Annotated in this window: 22 protein-coding genes; 12 read left to right on the top strand and 10 right to left on the bottom strand. The window is 62.1% G+C overall.

From position 1 onward, the window contains the following. Positions 1–23 precede the first annotated feature (23 nt). From GSQ90_RS06580 to GSQ90_RS06565, 4 genes are all read left to right on the top strand, one after another. The gene (locus GSQ90_RS06580) at positions 24–998 is read left to right on the top strand and encodes a LysR substrate-binding domain-containing protein (protein ID WP_158813960.1); all 975 of its coding nucleotides are present in this window, start codon (positions 24–26) and stop codon (positions 996–998) included. A 165-nt stretch (positions 999–1,163) separates the two neighbouring features. Next, complete coding sequence (locus GSQ90_RS06575; RefSeq protein WP_158813959.1) at positions 1,164–2,717, top strand: trimethylamine methyltransferase family protein; 1,554 nt, start codon at positions 1,164–1,166, stop codon at positions 2,715–2,717. A gap of 15 nt (positions 2,718–2,732) precedes the next feature. Next, complete coding sequence (locus tag GSQ90_RS06570) at positions 2,733–3,917, top strand: MFS transporter (RefSeq protein ID WP_158813958.1); 1,185 nt, start codon at positions 2,733–2,735, stop codon at positions 3,915–3,917. Positions 3,918–3,959: 42 nt separating this feature from the next. Then, positions 3,960–6,374 (top strand): FAD-dependent oxidoreductase, encoded by a 2,415-nt coding sequence (locus GSQ90_RS06565; RefSeq protein ID WP_158813957.1) that lies wholly within the window; start codon positions 3,960–3,962, stop codon positions 6,372–6,374. 62 nt (positions 6,375–6,436) lie between these two features. On the opposite strand, the gene GSQ90_RS06560 is transcribed toward GSQ90_RS06565, so the two are convergent. Then, positions 6,437–6,889, bottom strand: a complete 453-nt coding sequence (locus GSQ90_RS06560) for a nuclear transport factor 2 family protein (RefSeq protein ID WP_158813956.1) — start codon at positions 6,887–6,889, stop codon at positions 6,437–6,439. Positions 6,890–6,963: 74 nt separating this feature from the next. Here GSQ90_RS06560 and GSQ90_RS06555 point away from each other — a divergent pair, with 74 nt between their 5' ends. Beyond that, positions 6,964–7,464 carry a helix-turn-helix domain-containing protein gene (locus GSQ90_RS06555; protein WP_158813955.1) on the top strand — a complete coding sequence of 167 codons (501 nt, stop codon included), beginning with the start codon at positions 6,964–6,966 and terminating at the stop codon, positions 7,462–7,464. Positions 7,465–7,504: 40 nt separating this feature from the next. On the opposite strand, the gene GSQ90_RS06550 is transcribed toward GSQ90_RS06555, so the two are convergent. The 5 genes from GSQ90_RS06550 to GSQ90_RS06530 form a co-directional block, all read right to left on the bottom strand. Beyond that, entirely contained in the window at positions 7,505–7,987 is a 483-nt protein-coding gene (locus tag GSQ90_RS06550; protein WP_158813954.1) for an SRPBCC family protein, read from the bottom strand. Between the two features lie 39 nt (positions 7,988–8,026). Then, entirely contained in the window at positions 8,027–8,893 is an 867-nt protein-coding gene (locus GSQ90_RS06545; protein ID WP_158813953.1) for an SMP-30/gluconolactonase/LRE family protein, read from the bottom strand. Positions 8,894–8,970: 77 nt separating this feature from the next. Continuing rightward, positions 8,971–9,657, bottom strand: a complete 687-nt coding sequence (locus tag GSQ90_RS06540; RefSeq protein WP_158813952.1) for a DUF899 domain-containing protein — start codon at positions 9,655–9,657, stop codon at positions 8,971–8,973. 129 nt (positions 9,658–9,786) lie between these two features. Beyond that, positions 9,787–10,281 carry a VOC family protein gene (locus GSQ90_RS06535; RefSeq protein ID WP_158813951.1) on the bottom strand — a complete coding sequence of 165 codons (495 nt, stop codon included), beginning with the start codon at positions 10,279–10,281 and terminating at the stop codon, positions 9,787–9,789. After that, positions 10,278–10,916, bottom strand: coding sequence for a TetR/AcrR family transcriptional regulator (locus GSQ90_RS06530; RefSeq protein ID WP_158813950.1), 639 nt, complete (start codon positions 10,914–10,916; stop codon positions 10,278–10,280). The genes GSQ90_RS06535 and GSQ90_RS06530 overlap by 4 nt, the downstream gene beginning before the upstream one ends. 439 nt (positions 10,917–11,355) lie before the next feature. Here GSQ90_RS06530 and GSQ90_RS06525 point away from each other — a divergent pair, with 439 nt between their 5' ends. Further along, positions 11,356–12,771: a mannose-1-phosphate guanylyltransferase/mannose-6-phosphate isomerase gene (locus tag GSQ90_RS06525; protein ID WP_158813949.1), complete on the top strand. Its 1,416-nt coding sequence runs from the start codon at positions 11,356–11,358 to the stop codon at positions 12,769–12,771. A 122-nt stretch (positions 12,772–12,893) separates the two neighbouring features. Here the strand turns inward: GSQ90_RS06525 and GSQ90_RS06520 are convergent, their stop codons facing one another. After that, positions 12,894–13,049 carry a DUF1127 domain-containing protein gene (locus GSQ90_RS06520; protein WP_158813948.1) on the bottom strand — a complete coding sequence of 52 codons (156 nt, stop codon included), beginning with the start codon at positions 13,047–13,049 and terminating at the stop codon, positions 12,894–12,896. 550 nt (positions 13,050–13,599) lie between these two features. Here GSQ90_RS06520 and rpsD point away from each other — a divergent pair. Then, a complete protein-coding gene (rpsD, locus tag GSQ90_RS06515; protein ID WP_158813947.1) occupies positions 13,600–14,217 on the top strand; it encodes a 30S ribosomal protein S4 in 618 nt (205 codons plus the stop codon). 63 nt (positions 14,218–14,280) lie between these two features. Here rpsD and GSQ90_RS06510 read toward each other — a convergent pair whose 3' ends face one another. Beyond that, positions 14,281–14,826 (bottom strand): alpha/beta hydrolase, encoded by a 546-nt coding sequence (locus GSQ90_RS06510; RefSeq protein ID WP_158813946.1) that lies wholly within the window; start codon positions 14,824–14,826, stop codon positions 14,281–14,283. 208 nt (positions 14,827–15,034) lie between these two features. Between GSQ90_RS06510 and GSQ90_RS06505 the strand changes: the two genes are divergently transcribed. Beyond that, entirely contained in the window at positions 15,035–15,616 is a 582-nt protein-coding gene (locus tag GSQ90_RS06505) for a hydrolase (protein WP_210254829.1), read from the top strand. Between the two features lie 66 nt (positions 15,617–15,682). On the opposite strand, the gene GSQ90_RS06500 is transcribed toward GSQ90_RS06505, so the two are convergent. Both GSQ90_RS06500 and GSQ90_RS06495 read right to left on the bottom strand, forming a co-directional pair. Next, positions 15,683–16,267, bottom strand: coding sequence for a fasciclin domain-containing protein (locus GSQ90_RS06500; protein ID WP_158813945.1), 585 nt, complete (start codon positions 16,265–16,267; stop codon positions 15,683–15,685). A gap of 113 nt (positions 16,268–16,380) precedes the next feature. Then, the gene (locus tag GSQ90_RS06495) at positions 16,381–16,995 is read right to left on the bottom strand and encodes an outer membrane protein (protein WP_158813944.1); all 615 of its coding nucleotides are present in this window, start codon (positions 16,993–16,995) and stop codon (positions 16,381–16,383) included. Positions 16,996–17,366: 371 nt separating this feature from the next. On the opposite strand from GSQ90_RS06495, the gene GSQ90_RS06490 reads away from it, so the two are divergent. From GSQ90_RS06490 to GSQ90_RS06475, 4 genes are read left to right on the top strand one after another with little or no spacing between them, the layout of a single operon-like run. Then, positions 17,367–18,158, top strand: a complete 792-nt coding sequence (locus GSQ90_RS06490; RefSeq protein WP_158814265.1) for an ABC transporter ATP-binding protein — start codon at positions 17,367–17,369, stop codon at positions 18,156–18,158. Continuing rightward, positions 18,158–18,871 carry an ABC transporter ATP-binding protein gene (locus tag GSQ90_RS06485; protein ID WP_158813943.1) on the top strand — a complete coding sequence of 238 codons (714 nt, stop codon included), beginning with the start codon at positions 18,158–18,160 and terminating at the stop codon, positions 18,869–18,871. Before GSQ90_RS06490 ends, GSQ90_RS06485 begins: the two co-directional genes overlap by 1 nt. A gap of 13 nt (positions 18,872–18,884) precedes the next feature. Continuing rightward, complete coding sequence (locus GSQ90_RS06480; protein ID WP_158813942.1) at positions 18,885–19,757, top strand: branched-chain amino acid ABC transporter permease; 873 nt, start codon at positions 18,885–18,887, stop codon at positions 19,755–19,757. A 3-nt stretch (positions 19,758–19,760) separates the two neighbouring features. Then, on the top strand, positions 19,761–20,810 hold the full coding sequence (locus GSQ90_RS06475; protein WP_210254828.1) for a branched-chain amino acid ABC transporter permease: 1,050 nt from the start codon (positions 19,761–19,763) through the stop codon (positions 20,808–20,810). Positions 20,811–20,867 lie beyond the last annotated feature (57 nt).

The raw sequence follows: 20,867 nt of genomic DNA, 5'->3' as shown, positions 1-20,867 counted from the left end.
CGCGTCGTCCGGGGGAGACGACGATGGATCGAAAATGGTTGCCGCTTAATGCCCTGCGCGCCTTCGAGGCGGCGGGCCAGCATTTGAGTTTCACCGCGGCCGCCAACAGCCTGACCGTCGCGCAAAGCGCCGTCAGCCGCCATGTCATCGTGCTTGAGAACTTTCTCGGCGTCACCTTGTTCGAGCGACGGCCGCAGCAGCTCGTGCTGACGGAAGCAGGCCGGCATATTCTGCCCGCGGTCTCAAAATCATTCGACCGCATCGACCAGGCGCTGCGCGAAGTCATCAAGGAGAAGGGCCGGCCCAAGCGGGTCCTGAAAGTGGCGCTGCCGACGACATTCGCCTATCGGTTGGCGATCCCGATCCTGCATGATTTCCGCGCCGAGCATCCCGGCATCGCCCTCGAAATCGTGTCAAAGCCGGTGAGCGGCGCCGAAATGGACGGCGATATAGACATCGCCATCGTCTATTCCGAACCGCGCGTCACCGATGCGATCCACGATCTCCTGTGGATGGTGCGCAGCACCATTTTGTGCAGCCCCAAATTATTGCAGAGCATCGAGCGCCCGGATCCGGCGCGGCTCATCGCCTCCTGCGATCTCTTGCACGTCAAGATCGAGGATCGGCCAAGGCATTTCTTCTGGGAAATGATGGCGCGGGCGATCGGGCGCCCGGACCTCTCGGTCGATCGCGGCCTTGTCTTCGACACCGCGCAACTGGCGGTTCAATATGCTTTGTCCGGCGAGGGGCTGGCGTTGGCCGATCCCGAGCTCTTTCACGAAGAAGTGGAGGCCGGCCGCCTGGTGCGTCCCTTCGACATCTCGCTCGACGAAGGCTACGGCTATTACCTGACGACCCACCCGGAGGACCTCAGCAACGAGGCGGTGGCTTTGTTCCGCTCATGGCTGATCGCGCGATTCTCGGCCAATCCTCCGAACGGGACCATTCCGACCGAAGCGCAGGAGCCCGAACTCCCCAGAGTGCGCGCGGTCAAATAGCAGCCGCGCGGCGGGGCGTTCGCACATTTTGCCGCGAGCGGTCGCAATTCGGCATGCGGCAATGCCAAAATAGCGTGAGCCGTCGCGCAAGCGCGCAGGTAGTTTGCACCGGCGCCCGGTTCGTATCTCGCAACCGGCCAGCATCGGATGGATCGGAATGAAGCCATGACCGACAACGCGCCGCCGGGCGAAGACTCTCCGCGCCGCCGCAGGCGCGGCGGAGAGCGCGCTGCGCCCGGGCCGGCGCCCAAGCAGCCGCAGCCCAGATTCCCCTTCCAGCCCGTCGCGCTTGTTTCAGCCGACGAACTTGAGGCGATCCATCAGGCGTCGCTGTCCGTGCTGAAGGAAATCGGCATGGATTTCCTGCACGCCGAAGCCAAGGCGATGCTGCGCGAGATCGGCGCCGACGTCGATCCGGCTTCCGACCGGGTGCGTTTCGATCCCGCTTTGGTCGAGGCCCACATAGGTCTCGCCCCGAAGCAATTCACGTTGTACTCGCGCAATCCCGAACGCGCGCTCGTCATCGGCGGCGACCATACCGCGTTCTGCTCCGTCGCCAGCGCCCCCAATTCCTTCGATCGCGACGGCGGGCGGCGGCCGGGCAATCATCGCGATTTCCAGAATTTCATCCGGCTCGGCCAGAGCTTCGAACAGATTCATTTATGGGGCGGCTATCCCGTCGAACCGGTCGACCTCCATGCCTCCGTCAGGCATCTCGATGCGATCTTCGACATGCTCACTTTGTCGGACAAGCCGATCCACGCGTACAGCCTTGGGCGCGAGCGCAACCTCGATGCGATCGAGCTGGCCAAGATCGCGCGCGGCATCGACGATGCGACGCTGGAGCGCGAGCCGTCGCTGTTTACCGTCATCAACTCGTCTTCCCCGCTGCGTCTCGACACGCCGATGATCGAGGGGATCATCCAGATGGCGCGCCGCAATCAGGTCGTCGTGCTGACCCCCTTCACGCTTGCCGGCGCCATGGCGCCGGTCACCTTGGCAGGCGCGCTCGTGCAGCAGAACGCCGAAGCCCTGGCGGGCCTCGTGCTCGCGCAGACAGTGCGGCCCGGCTCGCCCTTCGTTTATGGCGGCTTCACCTCGAACGTCGACATGAAGTCCGGCGCTCCCGCCTTCGGCACGCCCGAATATATGAAGACGGCGATCATCGGCGGCCAGCTCGCGCGCCGCCACGGCCTGCCCTATCGCTCGTCCAACACCAACGCCGCCAATTCGCTGGACGCGCAGGCCGCCTATGAGAGCGTGTTCTCCCTATGGGGCGCCATCATGGGCGGCGCCAATATGCTGATGCATGGCGCGGGCTGGATGGAGGGCGGTCTGCAGGCGTCTTTCGAGAAAATGGCGCTCGACGCCGATCTTCTCGGCATGGTCGCCGATTTCCTGCGGCCCGTCGCGGTCGACGAAGGAGAGCTGGCGATCGAAGCGATGCGCGAAGTGGGCCCGGGCGGCCATTTCTTCGGCGCCGCCCATACCCAGTCCCGTTATCGCAATGCGTTCTTCGCCCCGATGATTTCGGACTGGCGCAATTACGAGACCTGGCGCGAAGCCGGTTCGCCGACCGCCTATGACGCGGCCAATCGCCTCTATAAAGAGCGGTTGGAAAACTTTACGCCCCCGCCGATCGAGCCCGAACGGCGCGAAGCGATGGAAGCCTTTGTCGCCCGCCGCAAGGCGGAGGGCGGCGTCCCGACGGATTTCTAGGAAAGTGATGCGCGCATGACGCCGCTGCCCCTCGCCGCCGTCGATCGCGATAAGCCGCGGGCGTTTCTAGCCACCCCGCATGGCGCGATGGCGGGGCTGTTCACCATCTATGGTCTGGGCGTCGGGCTCTGGTCCGGCGCTTCGGCGAGCGTTCTGGCGCGCGCCGGCGTCACCGCCCCCGTCTTTGGAATCGCCATGACATTGTTCATGGCGGCCTATCTCGCGGCCATGTCGAGCGCTGGTTTTTTTGGCGGCCGCTTCGGCTTGCGCAAGGTCTTGCTGGTCGGGGCGCCGCTGCAAGGAATTGCTGTCGCTTCGCTGCTCATCGCCCAATCCTCAAGCGCCATCTTTATCAACATGATCGCCTTCGGGGTTTTCGGGGGGCTGGTCGATCTGACGATGAACGCCGAAGGCGCGCGCGTCGAACGAGACCTCAGCCGTCCTATCCTGGCGGGCTTGCATGGCGGCGCATCGAGCGGCATTGCCGTGGGGGCGATCGCCGGCAGCCTCATCGCCGTCAATATCGGATCCTGGCTCTCCGCGCTGATTGCGCTCGCCGCCGCCGCAGGCGTTACGGCATGGGTCTTTGTCGCGACGCCGGAACGGGGCGTCGAGCGCGCGCAGGAGTCGCCGTCCGGCCGCCGCGCTTTGCTGACCCGCAGCCTTATCGTTCTTGGAATCGTGATCGGCATATCGGTCGCCGGCGAAGGCGCCGCCACCTATTGGTCGTCGCTTCTGCTGCAAGACGAAGCGCCAAAACTCGCCGCCATTTCCGGCCTCGGCGCGGCGTTCTTTTGCGCCTTTCAGGCGACGCTGCGTCTGAATGCCGATCGCGTCCGCCGGCTCGTCAGCGACCGGCGCTTGATTATCGTCTCGCTCGCCATCGCCGCGCTCGGCTTTGTCGTCGTCGCCGCGCATGCCGGCTTCCTCGTGACAATATTTGGCTTCGCCATCATTGGGCTCGGCACTGGATCGATCATGCCATGCGGCGTCGCGCTCGCGGTGGGACATCGCGGATTTTCCGCAGCCGCGGCCCTTTCGACCGTCGCATTGTTCGGCTCGCTGGCGCGCCTGCCCGCGCCGCTGGCGATGGGCGCGATCGCCAACTATTTCTCGCTTTCGGGCGCCTTCGGCCTCTTCGCTATTCTACTGGCGCTGGGCTGCGTCGGCATGCGATTTTTCGCTCCAGACAATTCTTAAACTTCAGGACTCAAGCAACCCATCCACACAGAGGCTCGTCCCATGAAATCGCATACCCAGGTCGTGGTGATCGGCGGCGGCGTTGTCGGCGCGAGCGTGCTCTACCATCTTACAAAGGGCGGCTGGAAGGACGTGATGTTGATCGAGCGCGCCGAACTGACGTCGGGCTCGACCTGGCATGCGGCGGGCGGCATGCATACGCTGAACGGCGATCCCAACGTCGCCAAGCTGCAGCAATATACGATCAATCTCTACAAGGAGATCGAGGCGATCTCGGGCGTCTCCTGCGGCATGCATGTCACCGGCGGCCTCAATCTCGCCGGCACGAAGGAGCGGCTCGACTGGCTCAAAATGGCCAAAGCGCGCGGGCGCTATCTCGGCATGAATCTCGAAATCATCTCGGTCGACGAAGCCGCCAAGATGTATCCGTTCATCGAGAAGAAACATTTCGTCGGCGCCATGTTCGATCCCGTCGAGGGCCACCTCGATCCCTGGGGCGTCACGCAGGCCTACGCCAAATGCGCGACGATGGCCGGCGCAGAGATCAACCGCTTCACGCGCGTCGTCGATCTGAAGGCTCGGCCCGATGGTTCCTGGGACGTCATCACCGACAAGGGCAATGTCGTCGCCGAACATGTCGTCAATTGCGGCGGCCTGTGGGCGCGCGAGGTGGGCCGCATGGTCGGCCTCGAACTGCCGGTGCTCGCGATGGAGCATCACTATCTCATCACCGAGGATATTCCCGCCGTGATCGACCCCAAGGTCGACAAGTTCCACGTCATCGACTTCGAGGGCGAGATCTACATGCGCCAGGAGGGCGGCGGCATGTTGATCGGCACGTACGAACAGGCCTGCCAGCCGTGGTCGGAGCGCGAGACGCCTTGGGACTTCGGGCAGAACCTGCTGCCCAACGATCTCGACCGCATCGCGCCGAGCCTCGAAACTGCCTTCGAACATTTCCCCAAGCTTGGCGAAGTCGGCATCCGCAAGGTCGTCAACGGCCCCTTCACCTTCGCGCCCGACGGCAATCCGCTGGTCGGCCCGGTCAAGGGTCTGAAAAACTTCTGGGTCGCCTGCGGCGTGATGGCGGGCTTCAGCCAGGGCGGCGGCGTCGGCTTGGCGCTCGCCAATTGGATGATCGACGGCGATCCCGGCCATGACATCTGGGGCATGGACGTCGCGCGCTTCGGCGATTGGGCCACCCTGCCCTACACCAATGCGAAAGTGCGCGAGAATTATTCGCGCCGCTTCCGCATCCGCTTCCCCAACGAGGAATTGCCGGCGGCGCGGCCGTTGCGCACGACGCCGATCTACGACCGGCTGGTCGCGGAGAACGCGGTGTTCGGCGAATATTGCAGCCTCGAAAATCCGCTGTGGTTTGCGCCCAAGGGCATGGCGCCGATTGAGGACGTCACCTTTCGCCGCTCCAATGCCCATGAGCCTATCGGCGTCGAATGCCGCGCCGTTCGCGCCGGGGTCGGCATGACGGAAATCGCCAATTACGGCAAGATCGAAGTCGAGGGGCCGCGCGCCGCCGAATTCCTGTCGCATGTGATGGCCAACAAACTGCCGGCGGTCGGGCGTCTGTCGCTGACGCCGATGCTCAACGAGCATGGCAAGCTGATCGGCGATTTCACGATCGGGCGCTATATGCAGGATAAATTCCTGCTCGTCTGCTCCTACGCGGCCGAGGGTTATTACATCCGTTGGTTCGAACGCCATATGCCGCCAGACGGCGTTACGATCCGCGCGGCTTCGATGGACTATCCCGGCCTGTCGATCGCCGGACCAAAGTCGCGTGATCTATTGCAGAAGCTGACGCATGACGACGTCTCGAACGAGAAATTCCCGTTCCTATCGTTCCGGCGCATGAATATCGGTATGATCCCGGCGCTCGTCGGGCGCGTCAGCTTCACGGGCGATCTGGGCTATGAAATCTGGGTGCGGCCAGAATATCAGCGCGCGCTCTATGATCTCCTGCTGAAAGAAGGCGCCGCGTTCGGCCTCACGCAATTTGGCATGCGGGCGCTGCTTTGCATGCGTCTCGAAAAAAGTTTCGGCACCTGGTTCCGTGAATATCGCCCGATCTATGGGCCCTATGAGGCCGGTCTTGGCCGCTTCGTCGATCTCAAGAAGAACGACTTCATCGGCCGCGAGGCCGCCGTCCGCGAAAAGGAAAGCGGCGGCAAATTGCGCCTGCAAGGCTTCGTCGTCGATGCGCTCGACGCCGACGCCATCGGCGACGAACCGATCTGGCATGACGGCAAAGTGGTCGGCTGGGTGACGTCAGGCGGCTACGGCCATACGGTCGGGAAATCATTGGCCCTCGGCTATATCGCGAAAGAAGCAGCCGTCGCGAACGAAGGCTTCGAAATCGAAATCATCGGCGAACGCCGCCCCGCCACAAGGCTCGATGCGCCGATCTTCGATCCGCAGGGGCTGCGGATGCGGGGATAGGCGACGAACCTATTCCCTTGTGCGCACCACTGCTCGGTTTCAACCTCGACAGCGGATATCGCCTACAAATCAACGATCGGCGCCGCTTGCGCCTCTGCGTGACCCGCCAGGGCCAGTCGCTCAAGGGTCGCCTTCAATCCGACCGTGTCCGGGCAGATCGCTAACAGCGTCGCGCGTCCCCATTTCAGATGCAGCGCATGGACGCCGCGATTGGTTGTGCGAACGTCGCCGGCGGAATTGGCCTCCTCCCACTCGACGAGAACGAGGGTGTTCCATGGGCCGCCGCTGACCCATATCCGCCGAAGTTCGAACCGGATGTCGGGCAAGAGCCGATAGAGCCGTTCATACCATTGCCTGGTCGACGCCAATGTCCTTCTCGATCCGCCCAGCGCGGTATCTCCAAGGAACGAATGCTCGAACTGGGGCGCGAACGCCCGCAGCACAGGTTCGGCGTCGCCGTTGTTGACGGCGTCGAAAAGCGCGCGAATGCGTCGGCGGACGATGGCGCGATACATTTCGCTCCCTTTAGTTCAATGATTGAACTGTATAGCCTGTTGAGTTCAATTATGCAACTGACTAGGATCGCGCTATGGAGAGAACCAGCTTTGCGGAGATGCGGTGTTCGTTGGCGCGCGGCCTCGACATGATCGGCGATTGGTGGTCGCCATTGATCATCCGCGACCTGTTCCTCAACGTCACACGTTTCGACGAACTGATTGAAGATCTCGGCATATCGCGCAATCTTTTGACGAGGCGGCTCAAATCGCTCGTCGAATGCGGCGTGATCGACCGAGAAATCTATCAGCGCCGGCCGGTACGATACGAATATCGATTGACCGAATCCGGGCGCGATCTCGTGCCCGTCATTCTGGCGCTGACGGCGTGGGGCGACCGCTGGGCGCGGCCGAAGGAAGGCAGTCCGATCCTGTTCGTCCACAAGACCTGCGGTCATCAGTTTCAACCCCAGGTCTCATGCTCAGCGTGTGGGCAGGCGATCAGCGCTGACGCCGTGAAGCCGATCGCCGGCCCTGGGGGAGCGGCGAAACCCGGCACGAGGCTGGTGGCGAGACGCCTTCAAGGCGCGAGCTGACGCGGCCAGAGCGGAGGCGCTTTGTTCGTCCTTTCTCGCCTCAGAGCTTTGCGACAAGCGCTTCGAGCTGATCGGCGCATTGGCCCCAGCCGTTATGGAAACCCATTTTTTCGTGGGTCTCGCGATCGGCGACGGTCCAGTGCCGCACCAGCGCGGTATATCTCGTCTTACCGCCCTGATCTTCGAAGGTCAGGATGACGGTCATGAACGGCTTTTCCGACGGCTCCCAGGCTTTCGTATAGGCGTTAGTGAAGACGATCCGCTCGTTGGGGGTGACTTCAAGATAGACGCCTCGGTTCGACATTTCGCCGCCGTCTGGACCGCGCATCACGATCAGATTGGCGCCGCCCGGCCGTACGTCGAGTTCCGCGACGGGCGTCGTATAAGGCAAAGGCGCGAACCATTGTTTCAGCAGTTCAGGCTCTGTCCACGCCCTGAACAGTTTTTCTGGCGGCGCATCGATGATGCGCGTCAGCACGAGATCTCGATCGGACACAGGGATGTTTGTGTCTACTGCGGTCATTCTGTTTCTCCCTTCAATGCTGGTTGCGCAATGGATTCGTTATGGCCAGCCCGCGCCCGGCGCGGGCGCCCTGACTGTCAGTAGCTGGCCCGTTCGCGCGGCGCCGAGCATGTTTTCAGGGCCGTGCCACTCGGCCGCCAGAACAAACAAGGTTTTCCTGTCTGGCCCTCCAAGCATGCAAGCGAAGCAGCCGCGATCGAAGTCGATCGATTGTAAGACTTCGCCGCCTTCGCGAACGCGCACGCAACGCCTATTTGGGACATCCGCGTACCAGACGGCGCCTTCCGCATCGAGGCAGATGCCGTCGGGCACGCCGCCGCCAAGATCAGCCCATATGCGGCGGTTCGACAGACTCCCATCCGCTGCGATGTTGAAGGCTGTGAGTCTTCGACCATAGGACTCGGCGATGATCAGCGTCGCATTGTCTGATGTCACCGCCATGCCGTTGGGAAAGGCGATGCCATCGGCTACCTGCCGGACCGAGCCGTCGGGCGTCACCAGAGCGATGATTCCAGGCGCGAACGCCTCGCCCGCCATTAGGTCAAAACCTCCGCCATTGACATAAGTATTGCCGCGGCCGTCGACGACGATCTCGTTCCAGCCGCGAGCGAGGCTGTTGAGATCGGCAAAGGTCGTCAGCGAACCATCGGGCTCCCTGCGCAGGACGATTCCCTCGCGGCCCGAAACCACCAGCAGCCGGCCGTCGGGCAGCCAGTCGATGCAAAACGGAAGAATGGTCGGCACGCGCAGGACGACCTCGCTCTTCCCCTCGGGATCGACGGCGATAATCTCCTGCGCGCCCCAGTTGGCGAACCACAGACGGCCCTCATGCCAGCGCGGCGACTCGCCGAAGGCGAGGCCGGTCATCAAACTTTGCGCTTCGGGCGCATAGGATTTCGTCTGCATCAAACAATCCTTGGGATGGCGCGCATGGCTTTCGAACCGCTCGTGACTGGATACGCCTCGCACTCGCGAACTTCCGGTCAATCATGCGCGCCGCAGCATCCTCGATCGTGGCGGTTGTCGTATTCGTCATGAAGACGCCACCACTGATAAGGCGGGGTTCGCGGTGCGCCCGCGGGCGAATCCTCCCAATCCTCCTGCCGTCCGAGCGGTGTCAGATCGAGAAACGTCCAGGTCGTGCCCAGCGTCTCCACGCCGCGCCCCGTCGTGAAATAGGTGCGGAAGATTTCGTCATCCTGGCGCAGGAAGACATTGAGGCCAAACCCGCCGGCGACATCGAAATCGGCGTTGAAATCGTCGGCGGACGAGAACCAGGGCATGGTCCATCCCATGCGTCTCCTGAACGTCTCGATCTCGGCGATTGGCGCGCGCGACACAAGAACAAGAGATGTGCTGCGCGCGTGAAGATGCGCGAGATTGCCGATCTGATCGCCGACCATGCCGCAGCCCGGGCAGGGATGTTCATCGGCCGGCTTCAACATGTGATGATAGACGATGAGCTGACGGCGCCCGTCGAACAGATCGGCGAGGCTCCGCCTGCCGTTTGGCGCCTCGAAGACATAATCCTTGCCGACCTTTTCCCAAGGCGCCCGGCGGCGTTCGGCTGCGAGCTCGTCATGGGCGCAGGTCAGCGCCTTCTCCTTTGCAAGCAGCGTCTTGCGCCGTTCGCGCCATTCCTCGCGGGAAACGATATCGAGCGAAAGCATGTCTTTCCTCCCTTGATTTGCCATTTGGCCGCTGGTCGAGACCGTGAAGCAAGGCTAGGCGCTTCGTTCCGCCTTGCTGACGATGTGCGATCCCAGCGAGAGCGCCCCCGCACAACCGCTACGGGCGAGCTAGGCCGAAGGACTGCAGGCCTCGCCGCCCTGCCCCATGTTCTGCATCGCTTGCCGCATCTCTTCTGGGCTCACATCGCGAACATGCGCGCCGATCGACCAGCGATGTCCGAAGGGGTCTTCGAGCTGACCATAGCGATCGCCCCAAAACATGTCTGCGACCGGCATCGTGATTGTCGCTCCCGCAGCCGCGGCGCGAGCGGCGCAGGCGTCGACATCCTCGACATAGAGATGAATGACGACCGACGACCCCTTAAGCGACTTCGGTCCGAGCGATCCAAAATCCGGGAATTCGTCCGTCAGCATCACGACGGAATCTCCGATACGGACCGCGGCATGCATGATTTTTCCTTGCGGACCCACGAGCCGCGAGATTTCCACGGCGTTGAAAGCCTTCTTGTAAAACGCGATGGCGTCCGCCGCGCCGGCGCAGACCAGCATCGGCGTCACCGAATGCATTCCGTCCGGAATGGGCTTTACTCGCGTCTGCGTCATTGCGTCCTCTCCTTTGTTTGATCGCTCGATGGTTGGCCGAGTATCGTCTCCAGATAGCGCCGCAGGTGCCCCAAGCATTCCCTGCCAAGTTCCGTGCTTTGCTTGACCTTGACGAAGATGAACGCGCCCTGCAGGGCGGCCTGCATGAAATAGCCGACGTTCTCGGCGCTCCAATGCGCGTCCGGCGCATAGAGCTGCTTGGCCGCCTCGATGTCGCGCGCCAGCATCGCGACGTGACCGGACATTCCTTCCTCGCAAGCGGCGCGAAGTTCCGGGTGCGTCGCGTAAATCTCCTGCACCGTGGTGCCCATCAGGCAACTGAACAGCGCAACGTCGCCCTGGATCATTGAAGCGCGCAGATCGACATAGCCCAGCACGCGATCACGAGGATCGGGCAGCATCTGATAAGGCGCCGAACCAAAAAGCGCTCCCGCCATCGTGTCGAACGCCGCGATCGCCGCGACGCCAAGCTGCTCCTTGCTCGCGAAATGGTGGAAGAAGCCGCCCTTGGTCACGCCCGCGGCCGAGCAAATGTCGTCCACCGTCGTCGCCGTATAGCCCTTGGCGCGAATGACATCGCGTGCGGCCTCCAGCAATCTGGCTCGGGTTTCAGCGCTTTTGTTGGATCTCGTCATTCTAAAATACCGACTGGTTGGTATGTAAATTGACCCAACCACGCCGCGCTGTCAAGCGGCCAGGCGCGGAAGGGTCGCGCGATGCGGCCGATGTCGGAACAATCCCGAAGACGTGACGTTGTCTCGCGAGAAACAAAACGAGGCTACGCCGATGAGCTTCTTTTCATCATCCGCACCCCGCCGACCCCGCCGCTTCAGCTTTATGACGCTGGCGATGGTTGTCGTCATCGCGACGGCGCTCTATGGCTTTTTCTTGAATCAGCCATGGCCTGCTTAGGGCGGCGGGCCGCGCTGCGACAAGATCGCCATAGAGCCGGCGCTTCCGGGCATTTGATTAGTGCGGCGCATGGCTCTAATTCACTCCTCGGCCGTTGCGCGCGTGAAGTTTTCTTCGTCGCGCGAGCGGTGGCTTTTGCGTCGAGGCGGCGTCGAGGAGACAATGGTGAAAATTCTTCCGGTGATCATGTGCGGGGGATCTGGCACGCGCGTCTGGCCAGAGTCGCGCGAGAGCCGTCCCAAGCAATTCATTTCGCTGATCGGCGAAAGATCGACGTTTCAATCGATCGTCGGCATGCTCGACGATCGCGAGATTTTTTCTGAGCCGATCGTCGTCACCAATGCCGACTACCGCTTCCTCGCCGCCGAACAGTTGGAGGAGATCGGCGCCAAGGCGACGATCGTGCTTGAACCCATGCGCAGGGACAGCGGACCGGCCGTCGCGATCGCCGCGGCCCTTGCCGCCAGATCCGATCCCGATGCGGTCGTGGCCGTGCTCGCCGCCGACCATGTGTTTCGCGATAGCCGCCTGTTCGCCAAGCTTTGCCAGGAGGCGGGCCTCGCCGCCGCCGCCGGCGTGATCGTCACCTTCGGCATCAAGCCGGATCATCCGGCGACCGGTTATGGCTACATCCGCGCCGGCGATCCGATTGACGCCGCCGGCAAGGTGCGCAAGGTCGAAGCTTTCGTCGAGAAGCCAGACGAGCGGACGGCGCAACGCTTCATCGACGAGGGCTATCTCTGGAATTCGGGTAATTTTATTTTCCGCGCCGGCGGCATGCTGGAAGAAATCAATCGGTTCGAACCGGACATGGCGAGCGCCGCCGCGAGCGCCGTTGAAAAAGCGCGCTCCGACCTCGGCTTCCTGCTGCTCGATGCGGAAAGCTTTGCGAAAGCGCCAAAGAAATCGATCGACTACGCCGTCATGGAGCGCACGGACAAAGCGGCGGTCATCGCCGCCGACGTCGGCTGGTCGGATATCGGCCTGTGGTCGACGATCTGGCGTCTGAGCGAGCGCGACGACGACGGCAATAGTTTGCGCGGCAAGGCTGTCGCCATGGATTCGCGCAATGTTCTCATTCGCGCCAACGATCAACTGACTGCAGTAGTGGGACTCGACAATATCATTGTCGTGACGACTCCTGACGCAGTCCTCGTCGTAGACGCTGCGCAGTCGGACAAGATCAAGCAATTGGTCGATCGGCTGAAAGCCGAAAAGCGCCCCGAGGCGAGCGAGCACAAGCGCGCCTATCGCCCCTGGGGCTATTATCAGAGCGTCGACGAGGGCGCGCGTTATCAGGTCAAGCGCATCGTCGTGAAGCCCGGCGGGCGTCTATCCCTGCAAAAGCACTTTCATCGCGCGGAACATTGGATCGTCGTGCGCGGAACGGCAGAGGTGACCCTCAATCGCGAAACCCATCACGTGCATGAAAACGAATCGATCTATCTGCCGATTGGCTGCGAACACCGCTTGGGCAATCCGGGCAAGATCAATCTCGAGCTGATTGAAGTGCAGACGGGTTCCTATTTGGGTGAGGACGATATTATCCGCATTGAGGATGTCTATAACCGAGGCTGACCGGGCGCCGAACGCAAAAAAAAGCCGTCGCCCGAGGGACGACGGCTTTTCATGTCTCTCGCCAACGGCTCAACGCTAAGATTGCTCGCGCTGAATGGTCATTGGCGCCGATCGTCAATTCCTCAACCGCGCGCCGCCTGGCGGGCTATGTGATGGATGTCGGCGCGATCGATGCCGATATCCTGCAACTCGCGATCGGTATAGGTCGAGAGTTCGTGCAACACGTTCCAGTAACGACGACGCTCTTCCAGGAATCGCGTGATGAATGAGAGCTTCATATTAGGTCCCCTTCTCGCTGTTCTCCGCCCCTTCGGCGCGATGCGCTGAATGGCGGTTCAATATTCCCGGGCGTTCCTTCTCCAAGACGGCCCTCAGGTAATATGGTGCGATGCACAAGTCAAGGGTGCAGTGCGGTAAGTCATGTGAATTGCGCATGAAAAAGCCATGGCGAAACTGTGGCGATTGATCAAAAACGGCTCAACAGTCGATGAAATGATGAGCGATGGCTCTGAAAGTCTCCATCTGCATGCAAAATACGCATGGCAGGCCATGCGGCAAACATGGGCTCAGACGCGATTTTCTATAGTTTGATTCGTCGACGTTGCGACTGCGGATTGATCAAAGCGCCCCGCCTGAATTGACAGCGCAGAGGCGAAGCCGTAGAGGAGCGCGGTCGGGCGCGCCCTGTTGCAAGGGCGCGTTTGTCGTTTGACGCACCCGTGGCCGCCGGCTAGCTCGCTGACGGCCTGTCGGCAAAAGGGTTTCCTTTTTGCACAGGAGGGCGCGTTCCTCATCTTTAATCTCGATTCGCACCCAAGAGGAACCGCGATGACGAAGCGCGCAGAAGCCAAGTATAAAATCGATCGCCGTATGGGCGAGAATATCTGGGGCCGTCCCAAAAGCCCTGTCAACAAGCGTGAATACGGACCCGGCCAGCACGGCCAGCGCCGCAAGGGCAAGGCCACCGACTTCGGCACGCAGCTCAAGGCCAAGCAGAAGGTCAAGGGCTATTACGGCAACATTTCCGAACGGCAGTTCCATAAATATTATCAGGAAGCTTTGCGCCTGAAAGGCGATTCGAGCGCCAATCTGATCGGCCTGCTCGAGCGCCGCCTCGACGCCGTCGTCTATCGCGCCAAATTCGTGGCGACCGTGTTCGCCGCGCGCCAGTTCGTCAACCATGGCCACGTCAAGGTGAACGGTCGGCGCGTCAACATTCCCTCTTATCAGGTGAAGGTCGGCGATCTGATCGAGGTCAAGGAATCGTCCAGGCAATTGGCTTTCGTACTCGAAGCGGTGTCCCTGGCTGAACGCGACGTGCCCGACTTTATGGAAGTCGATCATTCCAAGATGACGGCCAAGATGACGCGGGTTCCCGGCCTCGCCGAAGTGCCCTATCCCACCCATATGGAGCCGAACCTGGTCATCGAATTCTATTCGCGCTGACAGTATCGGTTCGCCGCAACCATCGAAGGGCCGCCCTATGGGCGGCCCTTTCGTTTGCGCACCTCACAGCCCCTTGATGAACGCCGCGAACTGCACCAGGCCTTCCGGCCAGGGGCCATGGCCGCTGTCCGCATTGATGTGGCCCGCCTCGCCGGCCGCGACGAGACGCGAGCCCCATTGCGACGCCTTCGTTTCCGCAAAACTATAGGCGCCGTGGGGATCGTTGCGGCTCGCTATGAGAAGGGAGGCGAAGGGCAGCGGCGCTGAAGGCGTCGGGGCAAATTCACCGGCGCCGACCGCGACCAAGGTTTCGTCGCTAGGCGGAGCGACGAGAAAGGCGCCTTTGACAGCGCCCTCGGGCAAGAGCGGCGCGGCATGCGCCACCGTGGTGACGCCCAGCGAATGAGCGACGAGCACGATCGGGCGCCGCGCGGCCTCGCAAGCCTCAACGATCGCGCGAACCCAATGCGACAGCTTAGGCCGATCCCAATCGGCCTGTTCGACGAGTCTCGCGGTCGGCAGCCGGCTGCGCCAACGCGTCTGCCAATGGTCGGGGCCCGAACCGTTGAGCCCGGCGACAAACAAGAGATCGAGATCGGCGGTGCGCATGGTGTTTGCTTCCACTGTGGCGTGTTGAATATTCAAATGGGGCTCGCGCGGACCGCCGCGGTCGCGCGCTGGACAAAGGAGCCCGTCGTGGCGCTATATTGGCGCCGCGCTAGCGACCGCCGCAAGCTCGACGGAGCGCGTTCCGTATCGTCGGCCCAGGATCGCGCCGGCAACGTCGACCCTCTTACGTCCGAAGGAAAACATCGCGATGCTGGCGCTTGATCCCCGCACCACGGCTTTGGTTCTGATCGATGTGCAGAAGGGCGTCCTGTCGATGCCGCTGGCGCCCTATGGGGCCGCGCAGATCGTTCAGAACGCCGCCCGCCTCGGTCTCCATTTCGATGAGGTCGGCGCGCTCGTGGCGCTCGTCCATGTCGCGTTTTCCGGCAATGCAATTGACAGGCTGAGCCAACCCGTCGATGCGTCCCCGCCCGCGCCTCAGGCCGCTTTACCAGCGGACTGGGCGGATTTCGCGCCTGAGATCGGATCGCTGCGCGCCGGCGTCGTCATCAAGAAAAGACAATGGGGCGCGTTCTATGGAACGGAGCTCGATCTGCAATTGCGTCGTCGCGGCATAGCCACGATCGTGCTTGCCGGCATCGCCACTAATTTCGGCGTCGAATCGACCGCGCGCGAGGCATGGCAGCATAATTACGCCGTCGTCGTCGCCGAGGACGCCGTGACCAGCGTGAGCGAAGACCTCCACAAATTCTCTATCGAAAAGATCTTGCCCCGCATCGCGCGCGTGCGTTCGACAGCCGAGATTGTCGGGGCGCTGCCGTCGCTGTGATCGCCTCGCGCAAACGAAGGCGAGCCCACCGCTTCTATCGGCGGGCTCGCAATGCGCAAAAGTCGATCAGCCCGGGATGAGGACCGTGTCGATGACGTGGATGACGCCATTCGACTGAAGAACGTCTGGAATGGTGATCATGGCCTTGTCGCCTTTGCCGTCCACGACCTCCAGCTTGCCGGCCATGGGCGCGTCGACCGTCAGCGTATCGCCTTCAACGGTCTTCAGTGTAGCTTTGCCTTTGCCTTCGTCGACCATCTTCATCAAATCGGCGGCGGTCAAATGTCCCGCGACGACGTGATAGGTGAGGATTTTGGTCAGCATCGGTTTGCTCTCGGGCTTGACGAGCGTGTCGACGGTGCCGGCCGGCAATTTCGCGAACGCTTCATTGGTCGGCGCAAAGACCGTGAACGGGCCCGCGCTCGCCAGCGTGTCGACGAGGCCGGCGGCCTTGACGGCGGCTACAAGCGTCGTGTGATCCTTGGAGTTGACGGCGTTCTCGACGATGTTCTTCGATGGATACATCGCCGCGCCGCCGACCATCACCGACGTCTCAGCATAGCTTTGAGAAATGGCGCCGCCGAACGCGCCGGCAAGCGCGATCATCGCGGCCAGAGCGACAAATTTAGAGCCCTTCGAACCATATGCCATTGTTCGTCTCCTCGAGGCCCTTGATGGGCTCCTGAAGAAGAAACGGACGCGGCATCATGAAGTTTCAGGCGCGGTGGGCCAATCGTTCGTTCGACGGGGGATCCGGCGTGACTTTAGAAATGCACGCTCGCCCCGACTCTCAGAAGATTGGTGTCGGTGTAGATTTGTTTTGATGAATACGGCGTGCTGTAGGTCGCGTTGCCAAAATCATAGCGCAAATATTCGGCGCGAATCGAAACGGTGCGCGTGAGCGCATATTCCGCACCGAAGCCGAAAACGGAGCCCTTGAGCGTTTTGCTTTCCGATGCGAGCGGGTCTTCATAGGTCGCCGTCGAATAGGCCCAGCCGATGGTGCCGTAGCCCAGAATATCGCCGAAGGCGTAGCCGGCCTTGACGCGCGCCGACGACAGGAAGTTCTGGTTGAATGAATCGCCGCCGAGGCTTCCCGCTTTGATGGAGCCGAACATGCTGTCGATTTCGGCGCCGCCGACGAGGTGAGCGGCCTGGAAATTATAGCCGAGATGCAGGCCTCCCGCCGGTCCCGACGTATTGGCGCCGCTCGCCGAGCCCAGCGCGACGCCGGCGTCGACGCCAAGGTTGACGCCTGAGAAGTCTGCGCCGTTCGGCCCGGTATTGGTGCGATAATCAGGGCCGTCGGCGAGCGCCGGCCGCGCAAAGCCCATTCCGAAAACGCCAATTGTCAGCAAAAACAACGCTGAGACACGCATGAACAAAACTCCGGGGATCCCCAACCCTCGGAGCCATACCGCCTCAAATTCCTAACGAAGTCCTTACAGCGGCTCGACCATTCTCGTGACAGCCTAAACCGTCCGTTAACCCTGGTGGACCTCACAATGGAGGGTATGGCCAACGGATTCCGGTCCGGGCGATCAGACAAGCGTCTTGCCGGCCAATTGCGCCTATTTGGTCGGGAAGGAGCCAGGACGCCTTGTTGGCCAAGCGATTACAGGGCATCATCCTTATGCCGGCTCCAAGATCGGCGAAGTCCAATGGGGGGGGGGGGAATGACCATGCGGCTGGTGCGCCATCACGGGCGATCCGCATGCCGCGTCGCCGCAAAGCCGATTGCTTCGGCGACATGAGCGCAACGCCGCGCACGGGCGCCGCCCCTCTGCTCGTCGTGGAAGGCGTGTCCGTGCGGTTTGGCGGCATTGTCGCGCTCGACAGCATTTCCTTCGCAGTGGCGGGCGGACAGATCTGCGGGCTGATCGGCCCCAACGGCGCCGGCAAGACAACGCTCTTCAATTGTCTGTCCCGACTCTATCGGGCCGACCGCGGCGCTATCACCTTTGAAGGCCGGCCGCTTCTTTCAGCGTCCAAGCACGAAATCGCGCAATGCGGCATCGCCCGCACCTTTCAGAATCTGGCGCTCTTTCGCACGATGACGGTGCTTGAGAATGTCATGATCGGCGCCCATTGCCGGGCGCGCGGCGGTTTTTTCGCCGATGCGCTGGCGCTACCCCTGACGCGCCGCGAGGAACAGCGCATCCGCGAGCGCGCCATGGCGTTGATCGATGAATTCGCGCTTGGCGCGGTGGCCGGAACACCGGCGGGCGAACTTCCCTTTGGAACCCAGAAGCGGGTCGAACTTGCGCGCGCTTTGGCGAGCGAGCCCAGATTGTTGCTGCTCGACGAGCCGGCGGGCGGCCTCAATCATGAAGAAGTCGACAGCTTGCGCGGCGAGATTCAGGCGATCCGCGACCGTCGCGGCATCACGGTGTTGCTGGTCGAGCATCACATGAACCTCGTCATGCGCGTTTCCGATCAGGTTGTGGCGCTCAATTTCGGCCGCAAGATCGCCGATGGGCCTCCGGGCGAAGTGCAGCAGAATCCCGACGTCATTCGCGCCTATCTCGGGGACGCGGCCTGATGGAGGCTCTGCTCGAAACACGCGGCCTCAAGGCCTTTTATGGGCCGATCCAGGTTCTGCACGGGCTCGACATCGCCGTCCAAGAAGGCGGCATCACTGCGCTTCTGGGCGCCAACGGCGCGGGCAAAACGACGACGCTGCGTGCGCTCTGCGCAATGGTTCGGCGCGAAGGCGCGATCAATTATGGCGGCGCCGCGATGAACGCGCGCCAGACCGAGGATGTGGTGCGTCTGGGCATCGCTCATGTGCCCGATGGGCGCGGCACTTTCGTCGATCTCACCGTCGAAGAAAACCTGCGCCTGGGCGCCTATACGCGTTCCGACAGGGAGGCGGTCAAACAAGATTTCGCCCGGGTCTATGGCTATTTCCCGCGCCTTGAGGAGCGCCGGCAGCAGCAAGCGGGAACACTGTCGGGCGGCGAGCAGCAAATGCTGGCGATCTCGCGCGCGCTGATGCTGCGGCCAAAGCTGCTGCTGCTCGACGAGCCGTCGTTCGGCCTCGCGCCAATCATCATCAAAGACATCTTCCGCATCTTGCGCGCCATCAATCGCGAGGATCGCGTCAGCATGCTCATTGTCGAGCAGAACGCCAATCTGGCGCTCGATCTGGCCGATCACGCCTATTTGATCGAGACCGGGCGGGTCGCGATCAGCGGGCCCGCCGCCGCAATAAAAAGCGACGATTCGGTTCGTCGCTCCTATCTCGGCTATTGAGGATTTGGGGACCATGTCGGCGCTGTTGCACCAAATATTTTCAGGATTGGCGATGGGCGGCATCTACGCGATCCTGGCGCTGGCGCTGGTGATGATCTACCAGGCGACGCATCTGGTGAATTTCGCGCAAGGCGAAATGGCGATGTTTTCGACCTATGTCGCCTGGGAGATGATCGATTCGGGAATGCCCTATTGGGCCGCCTTCGCGCTGACGATCGTTCTTTCTTTCATCGGCGGCATGCTGATCGAACGCATCGTGATCCGTCCGTTCGCACATGCGCCGGTTCTGACCATTGTCATCGTTTTCATCGGGCTGCTGCTGATCTTCAACAGCGTCGCCGGCTGGCGCTACAGCTACACCATCAAGACCTTCGACAGCCCGTTCCCCGACAAGCGATGGTTCGGCAATACGCTGATGTCCTCGCATGAATCGGGCGCCATTCTCGTGACTTTCGCCGTGCTGGCTTTGGTCTATGCGTTCTTTCGTTTCACGCCGCTCGGACTGGCGATGCGCGCCGCGGCGCAGAATCCGGCGTCGAGCCGGCTCGTCGGAATCAGGGTCGGCTGGATGTTGGCCATCGGCTGGGGCCTCGCCGCGGCGATCGGCGCGGTGGCCGGCATGATGGCGGCCCCAATCGTCTATCTCGACCCCAATATGATGCTCGGCATTCTGCTCTACGCTTTCGCCGGCGCGGTGCTGGGCGGCATCGACAATCCCTGGGGCGCGGCGATCGGCGGCTTCACGGTCGGCGTGCTCGAAAATATCGCCGGCGCCTATGTCGTCGGTCCCGAGATCAAGCTTTCGGTCGCCCTGGTCATTATTGTCGGCGTGCTCGTCGTGAGGCCATCGGGCCTGTTCGGGCGCACGCTCGTCACGCGGGTCTGAGCCATGACGCTCGCAAACGATACGCCGACCGCCCTATCCGCCGCCGCGATCGCGCAAGCAGGCTCGCGTCGATTGCAGCGCCTCGCTATGGGCGTGTTCTGCATCTTCGCCCTGGGCTTGCCCTTTGTCGCGAGCGGCTATCACCTGTTTCAATTCGCGCAGGTGCTGATCTACGCGATCGCGCTTCTCGGCCTGAACATCCTGACCGGCTACAATGGGCAGATCTCGCTCGGGCACGGCGCCTTCTATGCGATCGGCGGTTACGCCATGGCGATTCTGGCGACGAAATTCGACGTGCCCTATTGGGCGACGATCCCCGTCTCCGGCCTCATCTGTTTCGTGGCGGGCTTCCTGTTCGGCCTGCCCGCCTTGCGTCTTGGCGGCCTCTACCTCGCGCTCGCAACTTTCGCTTTGGCGGTCGCAACGCCGCAATTGCTCAACTACAGGGGGTTTGACGCCTGGACAGGCGGCTCGCAAGGCCTGCAACTCGGCAAGCCGCACGCCCCCTTCGCGCTGCCGCTGACATCAGACCAATGGCTTTATTTCCTCTGTCTCGTCTGCGCCGCTTTAATGTTCTGGGCGGCGGCCAATCTCGTGCGCGGCCGCATCGGTCGGGCGATCATCGCGATCCGCGACCACCCGATCGCCGCCGAGACGATGGGCATCAATATTTCGTTTTACAAAGCGATGTGCTTTGGCGTGAGCGCGCTTTATGCGGGCGTCGCCGGCGCGCTCGGCTCGATCGTTGTGGGATTCATATCTCCCGACAGTTTTGGATTGTTTCTCTCGCTGTCGTTCCTCGTCGGCATTGTCGTTGGCGGATTGGCGTCAATCTGGGGCGTCCTGTTTGGCGCCCTGTTCATCGAATTCGTCCCCAATTACGCCGATCAGCTCTCCGATCTGTTCGGGGAGAGCGCCAAAGCGTTGCCGGGCGCGATCTATGGAATTTTGCTGATCGGCCTGATGTATCTGATGCCGACGGGCGTCGCGGGTGTCATCAGAACCGCGCCCGGGCTTCTTTCGCGGCTTTTCTCGCGCCCGAAGCGGGTCTAGACTGAAATCGACACAACCGGCGGCAAAGCCGGAAAGAATATTTTATCGAGGAAACAG

Origin of the sequence: Methylocapsa sp. S129, from assembly GCF_009765995.1 — a bacterium.
Taxonomy (GTDB): Bacteria; Pseudomonadota; Alphaproteobacteria; order Rhizobiales; family Beijerinckiaceae; genus Roseiarcus.
Note: the sequence above shows the minus strand (reverse complement) of the source record. Positions and strands in the feature narration are given on the sequence as shown.

Coding starts and splice junctions, on each gene's coding strand:
- GSQ90_RS06540 (WP_158813952.1), bottom strand. CDS start 9,657: ATGCTTTCGCTCGATATCGTTTCCCGCGAGGAATGGCGCGAACGGCGC.
- GSQ90_RS06535 (WP_158813951.1), bottom strand. CDS start 10,281: ATGACGCAGACGCGAGTAAAGCCCATTCCGGACGGAATGCATTCGGTG.
- GSQ90_RS06555 (WP_158813955.1), top strand. CDS start 6,964: ATGGAGAGAACCAGCTTTGCGGAGATGCGGTGTTCGTTGGCGCGCGGC.
- GSQ90_RS06475 (WP_210254828.1), top strand. CDS start 19,761: ATGACGCTCGCAAACGATACGCCGACCGCCCTATCCGCCGCCGCGATC.
- GSQ90_RS06480 (WP_158813942.1), top strand. CDS start 18,885: ATGTCGGCGCTGTTGCACCAAATATTTTCAGGATTGGCGATGGGCGGC.
- GSQ90_RS06580 (WP_158813960.1), top strand. CDS start 24: ATGGATCGAAAATGGTTGCCGCTTAATGCCCTGCGCGCCTTCGAGGCG.
- GSQ90_RS06490 (WP_158814265.1), top strand. CDS start 17,367: ATGAGCGCAACGCCGCGCACGGGCGCCGCCCCTCTGCTCGTCGTGGAA.
- GSQ90_RS06575 (WP_158813959.1), top strand. CDS start 1,164: ATGACCGACAACGCGCCGCCGGGCGAAGACTCTCCGCGCCGCCGCAGG.
- GSQ90_RS06550 (WP_158813954.1), bottom strand. CDS start 7,987: ATGACCGCAGTAGACACAAACATCCCTGTGTCCGATCGAGATCTCGTG.
- GSQ90_RS06500 (WP_158813945.1), bottom strand. CDS start 16,267: ATGGCATATGGTTCGAAGGGCTCTAAATTTGTCGCTCTGGCCGCGATG.
- GSQ90_RS06525 (WP_158813949.1), top strand. CDS start 11,356: ATGGTGAAAATTCTTCCGGTGATCATGTGCGGGGGATCTGGCACGCGC.
- GSQ90_RS06485 (WP_158813943.1), top strand. CDS start 18,158: ATGGAGGCTCTGCTCGAAACACGCGGCCTCAAGGCCTTTTATGGGCCG.
- GSQ90_RS06560 (WP_158813956.1), bottom strand. CDS start 6,889: ATGTATCGCGCCATCGTCCGCCGACGCATTCGCGCGCTTTTCGACGCC.
- GSQ90_RS06545 (WP_158813953.1), bottom strand. CDS start 8,893: ATGCAGACGAAATCCTATGCGCCCGAAGCGCAAAGTTTGATGACCGGC.
- GSQ90_RS06505 (WP_210254829.1), top strand. CDS start 15,035: ATGCTGGCGCTTGATCCCCGCACCACGGCTTTGGTTCTGATCGATGTG.
- GSQ90_RS06495 (WP_158813944.1), bottom strand. CDS start 16,995: ATGCGTGTCTCAGCGTTGTTTTTGCTGACAATTGGCGTTTTCGGAATG.
- rpsD (WP_158813947.1), top strand. CDS start 13,600: ATGACGAAGCGCGCAGAAGCCAAGTATAAAATCGATCGCCGTATGGGC.
- GSQ90_RS06530 (WP_158813950.1), bottom strand. CDS start 10,916: ATGACGAGATCCAACAAAAGCGCTGAAACCCGAGCCAGATTGCTGGAG.
- GSQ90_RS06510 (WP_158813946.1), bottom strand. CDS start 14,826: ATGCGCACCGCCGATCTCGATCTCTTGTTTGTCGCCGGGCTCAACGGT.
- GSQ90_RS06570 (WP_158813958.1), top strand. CDS start 2,733: ATGACGCCGCTGCCCCTCGCCGCCGTCGATCGCGATAAGCCGCGGGCG.
- GSQ90_RS06520 (WP_158813948.1), bottom strand. CDS start 13,049: ATGAAGCTCTCATTCATCACGCGATTCCTGGAAGAGCGTCGTCGTTAC.
- GSQ90_RS06565 (WP_158813957.1), top strand. CDS start 3,960: ATGAAATCGCATACCCAGGTCGTGGTGATCGGCGGCGGCGTTGTCGGC.